The following is a 14,147-nucleotide window of genomic DNA, read 5'->3' as shown; positions in this document are numbered from 1 at the left end:
CAGCTCTCTGGTTAGATGCAAAGAAACGCGATTAACGCTGAGTTGTTAGTTTTATTGCCAAGGGCGATCAGCGGCTAAGTTAGCTTCAAACGCATCGATTTGTGTATTCAATTGCTCAGTCTCACCAATAAAATCTAAGCCACTTAATAAACGCGCTTTGATATCTGAACGTACATCAAAGTTGATGGCATCGAAATACTGACTGCGGATCTGCTGATTTTCTAAATCGATTTCAACCTGAATATCTTGATGCTGCTCGGCAATCGCAAACAGGCTATCTAATGTGTCTGCCGATAGTGCGATACACAACATCTGGTTATTACCACAGTTGTTAAAGAAAATATCTGCAAAACTTTGCGCCAAGATCACAGTAAATCCATACTGCTTTAATGCCCAAGGGGCATGCTCACGAGATGAGCCACAACCAAAGTTATCACGCGTTAATAATACCGAAGCCCCTTGGTAACAGTCAGCGTTTAACACAAAGTCAGGATTCGCACTGCCATCATCTAAATAGCGCCAGTCATAAAACAGTGCTTTATCAAAGCCGTCACGACTGGTTGAAGTTAAAAACTGCTTTGGAATGATTTGATCGGTATCGACGTTATTTTTGTCTAAAGGTGCCAATAAACCTTGATGATAAACCGCCATTACACCGCTCCTCTAATATCTGTAAAGTGACCGGCTATCGCCGCTGCTGCCGCCATCGCAGGACTCACTAAGTGAGTTCGACCACCGCGGCCCTGACGACCTTCAAAGTTACGGTTAGAGGTCGAAGCACAGCGCTTTTCAGCGCCCAACTTGTCATCGTTCATTGCAAGACACATAGAGCAACCTGGCTCACGCCATTCAAACCCTGCCGCTTTGAAAATATCCGCTAAGCCTTCTTGTTCTGCCTGCTGTTTTACTAGGCCTGAACCCGGTACTATCAAAGCTTCAACGCCAGTCGCAACCTGCTTGCCATTGACAATTTCAGCGGCTGCACGCAAATCTTCAATGCGGCTGTTAGTACAAGAACCGATAAATACGGTATCGACTTTTGCATCAGATAACTTCTGGCCCGCTTCAAGACCCATATACTTCAACGCTGCACGCATGGCATCAGCTTTGATTAAATCTGCTTCTTCGTCTGGGTTTGGTACTCGCTCATCAATGCCAATAACTTGCTCTGGGCTTGTGCCCCAAGTCACTTGTGGCTGAATATCTTGTGCGTCTAACTCAACCACTAAATCAAAGTGTGCGTTTTCGTCTGACTTCAGTGTCTGCCAATATTCAACGGCGGCTTTGAAATCATCCCCTTTGGGTGCGAACGGACGCCCTTCTAGATAGGCAAACGTCGTCTCGTCTGGCGCGATTAAACCCGCTTTGGCACCCATTTCGATGCTCATATTACACAGCGTCATGCGCGCTTCCATTGATAGCGCTTCGATGCCTTCGCCACAAAACTCTGCCACATAGCCCGTGCCACCAGCGGTGCCTAGCTTGCCAATCACAGCTAGAATTAAATCTTTTGAGGTCACGGTTGGACGCAGCACACCATTAATTTGGATCTTCAATGATTTGGCTTTTTTCTGCTGTAGTGTTTGCGTTGCTAATACGTGCTCTACTTCAGACGTGCCAATACCATGCGCTAAGGCACCAAATGCACCGTGTGTTGAGGTATGGCTATCACCACATACAATTGTAGTCCCCGGTAAGGTGATCCCCTGTTCAGGACCCATGACATGCACAATCCCTTGGTTAATCGAGTTTAAGTCATACAACTCAATACCAAAGTCTTTACAGTTTTGCGCAAGCGCCATTAATTGGTTTTTCGATACTTCACTTGCGGCATCTAACGAACGACTCTTAGTCGAAACGTTATGATCCATGGTCGCAAAAGTTTTCTCCGGGCAACGTACTTTGCGGTTATTCTCGCGCAGTCCCGCAAATGCCTGTGGTGAGGTCACTTCATGTACTAAGTGACGATCAATATAAAGTAAATCGGTTTGTTCGTTGATTTGTGCAACCACATGAGATTGCCAAATTTTATCGTATAAGGTCTGAGCCACTTGCTACATCCTCTTATCTTGGCTGCATGACGGTGCAGCCATCAGCCAAAATTAAATACGTGAAACGATTGCTTGTGCTACGTCTTGTGTGGTGTAACCGCCTTGAGGGTAGATATCTGGCGTGCCAACACCTGCAGCAACGGCTTCTGCCACAGCCTTCTCAATTGTGCGTGCCGCTTCATCTTGCCCTAAAGAATAACGAAGCATTAAGGCCGCACTCAGAATTTGTGCAATCGGATTTGCAATGCCCTTACCTGCAATATCTGGCGCCGAGCCACCTGCAGGCTCATATAAACCAAAGCCTGATTGGTTTAAACTGGCCGATGGTAATAAGCCCATAGAGCCTGTGATCATCGCGCATTCGTCTGACAAGATATCGCCAAACAGGTTGTCGCAAAGTAACACATCAAACTGGCTTGGTTGCTTCACAAGCTGCATTGCTGCATTGTCTACATAAATATAATCAAGCGTTACTTCTGGGTAGTCTTTGCTGACTTCGGTGACAACTTCGCGCCATAGTACGCTTGATGCCAATACATTAGCTTTATCAACTGAAGTAACATGGTTACTGCGAAGTCTCGCTGCTTCGAAAGCAAAACGCGCGATGCGCTCAATTTCAGCACGAGAATAACGTTGTGTGTCGAATGCAGCTTCACTCGCACCCTCGCCTTCTCGGCCTTTTTCACCAAAATAAATACCGCCTGTTAACTCGCGCACACATAAAATATCAAAACCTTGCGCACTGATATCCGCTCGAAGAGGAGACGCGGCGCTCAGTGCAGGTAATAGCTGTGCGGGACGCAAGTTACAGAACAAACCAAAGTGCTTACGAAGGGGTAGTAAAGATGCTCGCTCTGGCTGTTCGTTCGGTGGTAAGTGCTCCCACTTAGGGCCACCTACTGAGCCAAATAAAATGGCATCCGCTTTTTCACATGCCGCTAAAGTAGAGTCAGGAAGCGCAGCACCAAATTCATCAATGGCAGCACCACCAATGGCATGGTGCTCACGTTGTAGCGTAAAATTAAACTTCGCGCTAACCGCATCTAATACTTGCTCGGCGGCAGACATGACTTCAGGGCCGATGCCATCTCCAGCTAAAACGGCGACTTGGTAACTTTGTTGGCTCATCCTGCTTTCCTTTGTTGTTTTAAGTCAGACACTTTTTGTGCTCTGTCAATTAAGTTATATACGCGGATCATGGCGCGTACTGAGGCTTCTACGATGTCGGCAGCAAGGCCGGCGCCGTGATATTGGCGACCATCGTATTTAGCAATAATATTTACCTGGCCAAGTGAGCTTGCACCTTGGCCTGTGGCATCTAGGTTGTATTCAATCACTTCAACCGCCATGCCCGTAATACGTTCAATGGCTTTGAATGAGGCTTCGACCGGGCCATTGCCCGTGGCAGCTTCTTGCCTTGATTGCCCACCAACTGTCATGCCAATAGTCGAGCTGGCGACTGATTGAGAGTTTGACGCTGAGTTTACAAACTCAAGTTGGTAAGTTTCGTCTTTATCACTGATCTGATTAAAGTAGATCATGGCTTCTAGGTCATAGTCATAGACTGTGCCTTTTTGGTCCGCTAGCGCTAAGAAGCTGTCATATAAGCTATCCATGTCATAGTCAGACTTTTGATAGCCTAATTCTTCTAAGCGATGCTCAATGACATGGCGACCTGAACGCGAGGTCATATTTAATTGGTTGTTTGGTACACCCACGGTTTCTGGGGCCATGATCTCGTAGGTGTTTTGTGCTTTTAACACACCATCTTGGTGAATGCCTGAGCTGTGCGCAAAGGCGTTTTCACCGACAATAGCCTTATTCGGCTGCACAGGCATATTGCAAATGGTTTCAACTTGGCGCGACGCACGGTAAATCTCTTCGCTGCGAATATCGGTGTAAACACCTAAATGGTCGTGACGCATCTTCATAATCATCGCCACTTCTTCTAACGAACAGTTACCCGCTCGCTCACCAATACCATTAATCGTACATTCGATTTGTCGCGCACCGGCTTGCACTGCAGCAATCGAGTTTGCCACCGCCAAACCTAAATCGTTATGACAATGCACACTTAAACGCGCTTGGTCGATATTTGGCACGTTATTCATTAAATGGTGGATCATCGCGGCATACTCGTCAGGCGTCACATAGCCCACGGTATCAGGTAAGTTGATGGTTGAAGCGCCCGCTTTAATCGCTTGCTCAACAATGCGACATAAATCCCAATGCGGAGTACGGCCGGCATCTTCACACGAAAACTCCACGTCATCGGTGTAATTGCGAGCTAGCTTGATTGATTTCACCGCCATCGCAGTCGCATCATCTAGGCTCATACGTAACTTGTGTTCAAGGTGTAAAGGGCTGGTTGCAATGAAGGTATGAATACGACTTTGCTCTGCAGGTCGCAATGCTTCACCACAGGCTTCGATGTCTTTTGCCACAGCGCGGGCTAAACCACAAATCGCAGGGCCTTTAATTTCAGTGGCGATGCGCTGTACTGCCCGAAAATCTGCAGGGCTTGAAACCGGGAAGCCGACTTCCATGACATCCACATTAAGGCGGCTAATGGCATGTGCAAGCTGTACTTTATCATCTTCAGTTAAGCTCGCCTTTAGCGCCTGCTCACCGTCTCTTAATGTTGTATCAAAAATCCAAACCTTATCATTCATACCTTAGCTCCTCACCCCTTTGTATCGCCCTTTGAACACCATCGCTATAAGCAAATAGTTTTAATCAGTCATTAGATAACAGCGTACAAACAAAAAACCCCGCAATGTGCGGGGTTTTCGTTATGCTGCATTTCACACGCACACCGCCCCGCACCGATACTTGATCAGTAAGAGGTTTAATAGCAGTGACAATTGTGTGAACTTTTTCATTTTTAAATCTGCATGTTTTGTATTTATGCTGTAACTGATGCGATTTTTAACATGCCACAACACATAAGATCAAGCATAAACAATTCAACAAACCAGCAAAAACAGAATCAAGAAAGAAACAAAAAAGCAGATGAAGATATGCAGGGGAATAAAAAAACCCTTAAACATAAAAGTTAAGGGTCTTTTTAAATTTGAACAGTAAACAATCGAGTAGATTAATTTTTATATGATTTTTTTATGAAGGCTTTGAATTTACTTGATGTGTGCCGTAATGGTTCGCGCCCTTGGCGATATAACGCAACTGCCAAATCAGGCGTTCGGTTAATTCTTCTCGTTGCTGTGTGTCTTGATCTAGTGCATCTGCACCAGCATTAAATACCAAGGTAACCATCGCTTCAGCTTGCATATAAGCATGATTCGCATCGCATGGGGTTTCAGCTTCTAAGTAATGCGCAAGCTCTAAAATAAAATGCTGAATTTCACGAGCGACTGCAGCACGAAATGCTTTTGATGTGCCTGAACGCTCTCGTAACAACAATCTAAATTGGTTACTCGAGGTGTCGATGAACTCCATAAAAGTCAGCACAGAGGTATTGATCACACTGCCACCACTTGCTATTCGACGGCGTGCTTGTCGCATCAGTTGGCGTAATGTTAAGCCCGCTTCATCAACCATGGTTAAACCGAGTTCATTCATGTCCTTAAAGTGTCGGTAAAACGAAGTCGGTGCAATACCCGCTTCTCTTGCCACTTCTCTTAAACTCAAATTAGAAAAACTATGTTCCGCACTGAGCTGGTTAAATGCAGCTACAATCAAGGCTTGTCGGGTTTTTTGTTTTTGTTGTGCACGAACACCTGACATATTTTCTCCCTAGAGTTTATCGATAACTTGTGCAGTCTAATACTTGACGTGATGAGAATGAAATACTATTTTAGCGTACAAGTGTACGCTGAGATTTTTTAAGATGAAAAAACCCCCTCTCATTTGGACAAATGTTTTATTTTTTGCCCTGTCATTTTTGGCAGCCATTACCCTAGTGCCGTGGTATGGAATAACCCATGGCTTTGAAACCAGCACTTGGATAGCTTTTGTTGCCTGTATGTTTTATGCCGGTTTATCAATCACCGCGGGTTACCACCGCTTATGGGCGCACAAAACATATGAAGCTCACCCAGCAGTGCAATGGGTATTTGCACTAGGCGGTGCATTCGCACTGCAAAATAGTGCATTGCACTGGAGTAGCGACCACCGTGTTCACCATGGTCAAGTCGATGATCCTATCAAAGACCCATATGCCGCAACCAATGGCTTTTGGTATAGCCACATTGGTTGGATGTTGCGAGACTACCAGGGTAAAAACTATGGCGATTACAGCAATGCCAGAGACTTACAACGCAACCCTATCGTGATGTTTCAACACCGTCATTACATGAAACTTGTGTTACTAACGAATGTGGGTATTCCATTACTGCTAGGTGCACTTTTTGGTGACATTATTGGTATGTTGCTATTAGCGGGTGTGTTAAGACTGGTATTAAGTCAGCACTTTACTTTCTTTATCAACTCACTGGCGCATATTTGGGGCTCTCGCCCATATACAGAGAAAAATACCGCCCGTGATAATGGCTTTTTAGCATTGTTCACCTACGGTGAGGGCTATCACAATTTCCACCATATTTTTGCCAGTGACTATCGCAATGGCATTCGTTGGTACCACTACGACCCAACAAAATGGATGATCCGTGCATTTGCGGCAGTCGGCCTTGCCAGCAAACTCAAACGCACACCAGTCGAGCGTATCGAAAAAGCCAAAGCTGAAACCTTGTTACTTAAGACTAAAGTTAAGCTGGCAAAATTGCCTTTAGCCCAAGATCAGCTTACATTGTTACAACAAGAATATGATTTGCTTCTAAAAAAGTTACAAACCTTTTGTGCGGCACAAAAGCAGTTATTAGAAGCAAAAGCTGATTCCATGCGTGAGCAATGTGATACTTCGGCAATTGCCAAGCAATACAAAGAACTTGAAGCTGCTTGGCAAACGCAAAAACAAGCATGGTTAGCACTAAATGCAAGGCTATTATCGAACGCCTAACGGTGATAGCCAACTCGCAAGTTGAGGAGGGGCTGTGGCCAAACAAAAAGCAGAATCAAATACAGACAAGCCGGCGTCATTTATGTATGACGCCATTATCATAGGTTCAGGTCCTGGCGGTGAAGGTGCCGCCATGAACCTATCTAAAAGCCACAAACGAGTTGCTGTTATCGAACGCCATAAAGCGGTTGGTGGTGGCTGCGTTCACTGGGGCACTATTCCTTCAAAAGCACTCAGACACTCTGTTAGTCGCTTAATTGAATATAAGCAAAACCCACTTTTCAGCCTCACTGAAAAACCGCAGCGTTTAACCTTTGGCGATATTCTTAACCATGCCAGTAATGTGATCTCTAAGCAGTCAAACCTGCGCAGTAGCTTTTATGACAGAAACCGCATTGAGTTATTTCAAGGTGATGCCAGCTTCATTGACCGTTACTCAATTAAAGTGACACATGCAGATGGATCTTATGAAGTGATCACGGCACCGATTATTGTGATTGCCACAGGCTCACGCCCATATCGTCCACCTGGTGTCGATTTCTCTCATCCTAGAATATATGACAGTGACACCATTTTAAGCCTAGAGCATGACCCTCAGCGCGTTTTAATCTATGGTGCCGGTGTTATTGGCTGTGAGTATGCTTCTATCTTTAAAGGTCTAGGTGCAAAAGTTGATTTGATCAATACCCGCGATAGATTACTGGCATTTATGGATGCAGAGATCTCTGATGCGCTAAGTTACCACTTCTGGAATAGCGGCATTGTTATTCGCCATAATGAAGAGTTTGCCAAAGTTGAACCACATGAGCATGGCGTCGTGCTGCATCTGCAATCAGGTAAGCGCGTACGTGCCGATTGCATTTTATTTGCCAATGGTAGAACCGGTAATACAGATAAGCTTAATCTTGCCGCTGTAGGCCTAAAAGCCGATGGCCGTGGACAATTAAAAGTAAACGATAGCTACCAAACAGAAATCGATAACATTTATGCTGTTGGTGATGTGATTGGTTATCCAAGTTTAGCCAGTGCCGCATTCGACCAGGGCCGTATCGCAGCCAAAGCCATTGTTTCAGGTGGTTGTAGCGAGAAGCTGATCAATGACATTCCTGCAGGTATTTATACCATTCCTGAAATGAGTTCGGTGGGCAAAACAGAGCAAGAGCTAACAGCAGCTAAAATTCCTTACGAAGTCGGTAGAGCACAGTTTAAACACCTTGCACGTGCGCAGATCACAGGCACACAAGTAGGTAGCTTGAAGCTGTTATTCCACTCGGAAACTAAAGAGATCTTAGGTGTTCACTGCTTCGGTGAGCGTGCCTCAGAAATCGTTCATATCGGCCAGGCAATCATGGAACAAAAAGGCCCGGGAAATAACATCGAGTACTTTGTTAATACCACCTTTAACTATCCAACCATGGCTGAAGCCTATCGTGTAGCTGCATTGAATGGTTTAAACCGATTAAGTGATTAAGAAGCTCACCACATAAGAATGCAAAAACCCGATAAACTGAGTTTATCGGGTTTTTTATTCATTCAAGTTTTGGCTTATGCAATTAATTGATTTAAAGGTTCCACGCCCCATAAGAAAATTAACGCCGCCGCTAACAGAGCAAAGATGATATAAGCGATCCAGCCAGCCTTCATTTTTGGTTGTTGCAAGCTTGATTCTGCTGTGCCTGTTAAAAGCGTTTTGATGAGGTTTTTACCTTTAAAACGATAGGCAATGATAGCCAAAATATGTAATACAATTGCGGCAATTATAAAATCGATATTACTGTGGTGTATTGACCCTGCTAACTCAACAAGATCATAACTGACATACTGTACCAAAGGGCCATCCACAAGAATATCATCTGTGGTAAATAACCCTGTGACGAGTTGTAGAAGGATCAACACAAAAAACAGCACAACCATCAGACTGCCTGCAGCATTGTGACCTACTCTGTCTTCTTTGCCTTTTAATGCATTAACAACCTTTGTCGGATGATTAATCAACTTGCTTAGCCTAGCTGTTTCACTACCAATTACACCCCAAATTAATCGGGCTAACATCAGTGCTAACAACACATAACCAGTCACAAAGTGTAACTCTAACCAGCCTTCTTCACCACTGATATACAGCACACCTAACGCAATAACCAACAACCAGTGAAAGCCTCGAATAAAGCCATCCCAAACCTTAACTTTGCCCATATTAATCTCAAACTATTTTATGCCATGCGCACCATTATGACGTACTGCGGGAGCGTGTCTAGATAGTTGAGATTTAACGCAGAGTTACTTTCAGCACTGACTTTGATCTAAGCGGAGAAACTAGCTACAAACAGTGCGCTTTGTTTAATCAATATCTCCAAACTCATCATCACCTAAGCATTCGCGTAAGCGCTTTTGTTCAAAATAATCTTCTAACCTTTTTCGAGCACGGCGCTTTTGAATGCTAGAAGACTCTGTATTTAAATCATCTAACTCCGCACCAAACTCATCATCAATAGGCGCATCTTCAGAAAAGGAATTACGCATGGTGACAACCTCATGACTATAAGCACAATACTGAATTAATAATTAGCTCGATTTTTAAGGTTTGCAAACTTTACGATGCGACTTAGCATGGAGACCTCAATGTTAAAAATCGTAATAATTGGTTAAATAAACCACTTTTATTTTTATTTCAGCTATAAACACACTTACAAAAAGAAAACAAAAACACGTAACAATATGAATTTAAATAACTTTAATTTTTGGCATTCATCTTGATAAGTAATCATCGAGTCTATCAATAGGAATGATAATTATGAAAAAGTTTATGCTAGCAACAACGCTAATTTTAAGTACTTCAGCAATCGCACATGAGGATCACGGTATTCAAATTAGCAGCGACCAGTGCCAAGTCGATTTCCAGAATGATGTTCGCATCACGCCGAATCAACTACAGATCACTGCAGAGAATAATAAACAACTAACGATTGACAGCTATGGTGAGCTTTATGTTGATGGACAAGCAATCACCCTAACCTACGATCAAAAAACAGCCCTAGCGAATTATGCAGATTCACTCAGGGTACAACTACCACAAGTGGCAAATATCGCTCTTGACGGCGTAAAGCTTGCTGGTGTTGCATTGGATGAAGTAGCGCAAGCGTTCAACCTACAAGGACTAGAGTCTCTTAACGGTCTGATGGATGAACTACACGTTGAGATCAGTGATACCTTCTATCAACAAGGTGCATTTGTCATGGGCGAAAAGACCTTTCATGAGTTCGGAGAAAATTTTGATAATCACTTTGAAACTCACATAGAAGAAGCCGTCGAGTCAGCCATGATGGAATCAATCGGTAGTATCTTAATGATGGTCGGCTCTGAAATGGTCAGCTCAGGCGGCGACATGGAAAGCTTTGAAACGCGCATGGAAAACATGGGCAAACAAATTGAAGAAAAAGTGCAGTTACAAGCAAAGCAAATTGAAGAACAAGCAAATGGCTTATGCGATAAATTTGAAGGTATTGCACATGCAGAAACTAATTTAGTTGCGCAGATCCCAGCAATGAATGGCTATCAGCTTTTCAACTTTAAATCTAAATAAGCATTATTAGATTACAGTATTAATTATCTCCCTTTATGAGCTGACTAATGTCAGCTCTTTTTATAGCCTCATTTTAAGTGCCCCTCGACAGACTTTAACGACTGCGGGTGTCTCTCCTATCATTTCGCCATCAGCTTCAACTAACAGATCAGGATCAGAGATTTCATACTCCATCAACTCACTCACCTCAAGATGAGATGACTTTTCATGCTGATGTACTAGCATCAGTAAAAAGCTCCAAAGTCTACTCAGTAAAGACTCAGCCCTAAAATGCAGCATTAATAGCTTGCCATTATCAACCCTAGCACTCGGCGCTACTTTTAAGCCTGCAGCAAAAAACTGACCATTTGCAAATACACGCATCAGAGAGGGGTCATGCGATGAAGTATGTTTAAAGCTAAGTAAGTGCTTAATGCCCGCAAAAATATAGCTCAGCTTATGACGGGTTTGGAACGTATTCATATCTTTTACAACTGCAGCATTAAACCCTATACCAGCAACATTAATGAAAAAACGATGATTGACTTTACCTAAATCTAATAACCTAAAAGATTCAGAAAAAACCAGGGCTCGCCATTGCTGCTCTGAATAACCGAACTGCCTAACAAAATCGTTACCCGTGCCAGCAGGCAGCACAGCAAGCGAAACAGGTGAATTCGCCAATGCATTCGCGACCAAATGTAATGTACCATCGCCGCCAACTGCAACAACCGTTTCTACTTCTGCCAGCTTTTGCTTAATAGCGGTGACATCAGTTTCAAAACATCCTGATGTAAAAAACCACTGATTTTTGAGACCTCTTTTTACACATTCTTCTTCTAACCATTTAACCTGCGCTTCTATAAAAGGCGAATCACTTGGCTTTACAACAACGAGCATAAAATTAATTAACCTAGCTTATTAAATAATTATTCACAAAGTACCGAGAAAGCCCTTAAAACATGAAAAAAAGATAAGAATAAATATTCAAAAATCATAAATCAGAACAAAAATCATTAGAAAAACTTATCCGAAAACAGCAATTTTTATTGTTTTTAAATTAATCAAATCGAATGCAAAATACACTCAATCAAGTACTACTCACTTACATAACTTAGGAGCTCATCATGATCCAGACAGCTGCGGCGTGCAGCAACACGCAACCTCGCTTAAAGAAATCAAAGATTAAAAAGCCAAGCTTTAGCTGGCAGTCTCTTTTTGCGGTCTGCGCTCAGAAACTGTCGACGGCTCATATGGCTCAATATAAGTAACCGTTTAAAGCGCTTATCTTTTTGATTTCACTATACACAATTTAACCGATGTGGCTATCTAAGCTAAAAAAAAGAATTTTTTCTTTAATTTTAGGTTAATTTTTAGGCAAACAAATCAAAAGCTATTTACAGCAGCATAATCGCTGAGTATTATCTTTGCCCATGGAGAGATGGCTGAGTGGTTGAAAGCACCGGTCTTGAAAACCGGCATACGTTAATAGCGTATCTAGGGTTCAAATCCCTATCTCTCCGCCACATTTAAAGTTTGCGCCGGAGAGGTGGCCGAGTGGCTGAAGGCGCTCCCCTGCTAAGGGAGTATAGGGTTTGTAGCCCTATCGAGGGTTCGAATCCCTCCTTCTCCGCCATTAACTTGTATTAAAACCGCTTAACAGCGGTTTTTTTATGCCTGAATTTTAGTCACATCAAATCCATAAACGGTTGATATCCCTTCTCTGTTCAACAATCTATTTTAACGTGAGTAAAGCAACTAAACAGAAAGTGCTTTATTAATATATTAAGTCATTGTTCTACATAACCGGTTCATTTTCACTATGCTTGAATAAATTTTCAATAAGATGCAAACTGATTGAAAAAAGAGCGAAACGAGTTATGCAAAAAGCCATTATTTTCACAGCCGTGTTATTCGTCTTATCAGCCTGTGGTCAAACTGATGAAATGAATAATACCGAACAGGCAAAACCACAGAGCGCTGGAAAGGTGACCTCTACAACGGAAGATAAGCCTGCGTCAGCACCTAAAGTAACCGAGCTGCCAAAGGTAGATAAAGCTGAGCTAGGTTTAGAAAAGGTATCTCAAGAAACTTTAAACTCTCTTAGAGCTGATATAAGCACAATAGAGAAAAACAATGAGTGTGACTCCAATGCACAATGTAAGGTAATAGCTGCTGGCAACCGAGCTTGTGGTGGTCCTAGCCACTATATGCTTTACTCAACTAAAACTACAACTGATGAGACAGCCAAAACTGTTGCAGATAAACTGACAAAGTACGAGAGTCTTTATAATGCGCAATCAGGTATGCAAAGCATCTGCGCCATGTTAACTAAGCCGACGACACAATGTATCAATAACAAGTGTGTTACACTAAACGACAGTACTTATATCGCGCAATAAAAGGAACATACATGAAAACAGTTTTGGCCCTAGTTACATCAACTCTGCTCATGTTGTCAGGCTGCCAGTCCTCAACAGGTACTCAGATCGAAGAGAGCAACACCCTGAAAGCTTATGTAGCTGATCTAAGCTGTGATGCGAGCTTTCAATGTAAAGTAATAGGTGTGGGTGAGAGAGCTGCGTGTGGTGGCCCAAGTAACTATGTTGTGTTTTCGACTAAGAATGTTGATGAAAATGAAGTGGAACGCCTAGCTAATGCCGAAACTGCACAAGAGCGCATACTCAACGAAAGACAAACCCCTGATGAAACTTGCAAGCAAGTGCTTCCTATTCAATCTCTGTGTATTAAAAGCAAGTGTGAGAGCTTCACAGTAAGTAACTAAAACAGCAAAGCCCCTATTGCTGACAATGTCATAATCAATAGGGCGCACCCCCCAGCTTTATAGATCAGCATTTGATCCATATCTTTATGAACCCAATAGCGATAAATAAAACGCGCAAAATAACTCGCTGATGTGCCGAATAAAGCAAACATAACAAGTAAATAAATTAAGTATATCGACACACATCTAACCTTTTCAAAATACCCCTTAAGCATAGCCATTAGTTAAGCTTGTTTCAAATTAGGTGCAAAGTTAATGACAGCGAGCAAAGCGAGTACATTTGCTTTGCGCAAGGTGAGATAAACCAGTTTAGCCGATGTTGAGGGCGTCTATATTAAGCTCGGTGAAGGCTGCTCATTTCACCTTGCGCTATCGTGCAAAATTAGCGACTGCGAACGCAGTGAGAGCGCTTCTTTTGCGCAAGTATAGTGCGAAAGGTTTATGACAAGCGCGCAGCGCTTACATTCTTTTCGCGCAAGGTGAACTGAATTAGTTTAACTGAAGTTGAGGGTTTAGTTATTTACGCGTGTGAAAAGAGTTTCAAAATGAACAGAGTGGCTACTGTGAAGGCTGCTCTCTTCACCTTGCGCTAATTCATCTTTTTATCACCGAGCATTACCTCATCACCGTGCAGGACGATTTAGCACCATAAAAGCAAAAAAGCCCGACTCTTTCGAATCGGGCTTTCTCTAATTAGGCCCTGGCGATGTTCTACTTTCACATGGGAAGCCCACACTATCATCGACGCTGTTTCGTTTCACTTCTGAGTTCGGCATG

General features: G+C 43.1%; 13 protein-coding genes and 2 tRNA genes. 7 read left to right on the top strand and 8 right to left on the bottom strand.

The window, feature by feature from the left end:
- Positions 1-51: 51 nt before the first annotated feature.
- The 5 genes from leuD to fabR form a co-directional block, all read right to left on the bottom strand.
- Positions 52-651 (bottom strand): 3-isopropylmalate dehydratase small subunit, encoded by a 600-nt coding sequence (leuD, locus tag AAEU28_RS19630; protein ID WP_421965615.1) that lies wholly within the window; start codon positions 649-651, stop codon positions 52-54.
- Positions 651-2,051 (bottom strand): 3-isopropylmalate dehydratase large subunit, encoded by a 1,401-nt coding sequence (gene leuC / locus AAEU28_RS19625; protein WP_421965614.1) that lies wholly within the window; start codon positions 2,049-2,051, stop codon positions 651-653. The genes leuD and leuC overlap by 1 nt, the downstream gene beginning before the upstream one ends.
- 51 nt (positions 2,052-2,102) lie before the next feature.
- Positions 2,103-3,179, bottom strand: a complete 1,077-nt coding sequence (gene leuB / locus AAEU28_RS19620; RefSeq protein ID WP_138480089.1) for a 3-isopropylmalate dehydrogenase — start codon at positions 3,177-3,179, stop codon at positions 2,103-2,105.
- On the bottom strand, positions 3,176-4,723 hold the full coding sequence (gene leuA / locus AAEU28_RS19615; RefSeq protein WP_421965613.1) for a 2-isopropylmalate synthase: 1,548 nt from the start codon (positions 4,721-4,723) through the stop codon (positions 3,176-3,178). Before leuA ends, leuB begins: the two co-directional genes overlap by 4 nt.
- 445 nt (positions 4,724-5,168) lie before the next feature.
- On the bottom strand, positions 5,169-5,795 hold the full coding sequence (gene fabR, locus AAEU28_RS19610) for an HTH-type transcriptional repressor FabR (RefSeq protein ID WP_058028411.1): 627 nt from the start codon (positions 5,793-5,795) through the stop codon (positions 5,169-5,171).
- 103 nt (positions 5,796-5,898) lie between these two features.
- Here fabR and AAEU28_RS19605 point away from each other — a divergent pair, with 103 nt between their 5' ends.
- Positions 5,899-7,026, top strand: coding sequence for an acyl-CoA desaturase (locus AAEU28_RS19605; protein ID WP_421965612.1), 1,128 nt, complete (start codon positions 5,899-5,901; stop codon positions 7,024-7,026).
- 82 nt (positions 7,027-7,108) lie between these two features.
- A complete protein-coding gene (gene sthA, locus AAEU28_RS19600; RefSeq protein WP_421965654.1) occupies positions 7,109-8,497 on the top strand; it encodes a Si-specific NAD(P)(+) transhydrogenase in 1,389 nt (462 codons plus the stop codon).
- A gap of 74 nt (positions 8,498-8,571) precedes the next feature.
- Here the strand turns inward: sthA and AAEU28_RS19595 are convergent, their stop codons facing one another.
- Positions 8,572-9,219 (bottom strand): cytochrome b/b6 domain-containing protein, encoded by a 648-nt coding sequence (locus AAEU28_RS19595; RefSeq protein WP_421965611.1) that lies wholly within the window; start codon positions 9,217-9,219, stop codon positions 8,572-8,574.
- Positions 9,220-9,363: 144 nt separating this feature from the next.
- Positions 9,364-9,546, bottom strand: coding sequence for a PA3496 family putative envelope integrity protein (locus tag AAEU28_RS19590; protein WP_138480097.1), 183 nt, complete (start codon positions 9,544-9,546; stop codon positions 9,364-9,366).
- A 271-nt stretch (positions 9,547-9,817) separates the two neighbouring features.
- Here AAEU28_RS19590 and AAEU28_RS19585 point away from each other — a divergent pair, with 271 nt between their 5' ends.
- Positions 9,818-10,606, top strand: coding sequence for a YggN family protein (locus AAEU28_RS19585; protein WP_421965610.1), 789 nt, complete (start codon positions 9,818-9,820; stop codon positions 10,604-10,606).
- A gap of 60 nt (positions 10,607-10,666) precedes the next feature.
- Here AAEU28_RS19585 and AAEU28_RS19580 read toward each other — a convergent pair whose 3' ends face one another.
- Positions 10,667-11,485: a diacylglycerol/lipid kinase family protein gene (locus AAEU28_RS19580; protein ID WP_421965609.1), complete on the bottom strand. Its 819-nt coding sequence runs from the start codon at positions 11,483-11,485 to the stop codon at positions 10,667-10,669.
- 535 nt (positions 11,486-12,020) lie between these two features.
- Here AAEU28_RS19580 and AAEU28_RS19575 point away from each other — a divergent pair.
- From AAEU28_RS19575 to AAEU28_RS19560, 4 genes are all read left to right on the top strand, one after another.
- Positions 12,021-12,111: transfer RNA gene (locus AAEU28_RS19575), tRNA-Ser, on the top strand.
- A 17-nt stretch (positions 12,112-12,128) separates the two neighbouring features.
- Positions 12,129-12,221 (top strand) — tRNA-Ser (locus AAEU28_RS19570).
- 244 nt (positions 12,222-12,465) lie between these two features.
- Positions 12,466-12,987, top strand: coding sequence for a hypothetical protein (locus AAEU28_RS19565; RefSeq protein WP_421965608.1), 522 nt, complete (start codon positions 12,466-12,468; stop codon positions 12,985-12,987).
- 11 nt (positions 12,988-12,998) lie between these two features.
- Positions 12,999-13,370 carry a hypothetical protein gene (locus AAEU28_RS19560; RefSeq protein ID WP_421965607.1) on the top strand — a complete coding sequence of 124 codons (372 nt, stop codon included), beginning with the start codon at positions 12,999-13,001 and terminating at the stop codon, positions 13,368-13,370.
- The last annotated feature ends 777 nt before the right edge of the window (positions 13,371-14,147 follow it).

The sequence above is a fragment of the Pseudoalteromonas sp. SS15 genome (assembly GCF_049257195.1).
GTDB lineage: Bacteria > Pseudomonadota > Gammaproteobacteria > Enterobacterales > Alteromonadaceae > Pseudoalteromonas.
The sequence above is the reverse complement of the archived record's forward strand: the minus strand, read 5'-3'. Positions and strand labels throughout refer to the sequence as shown.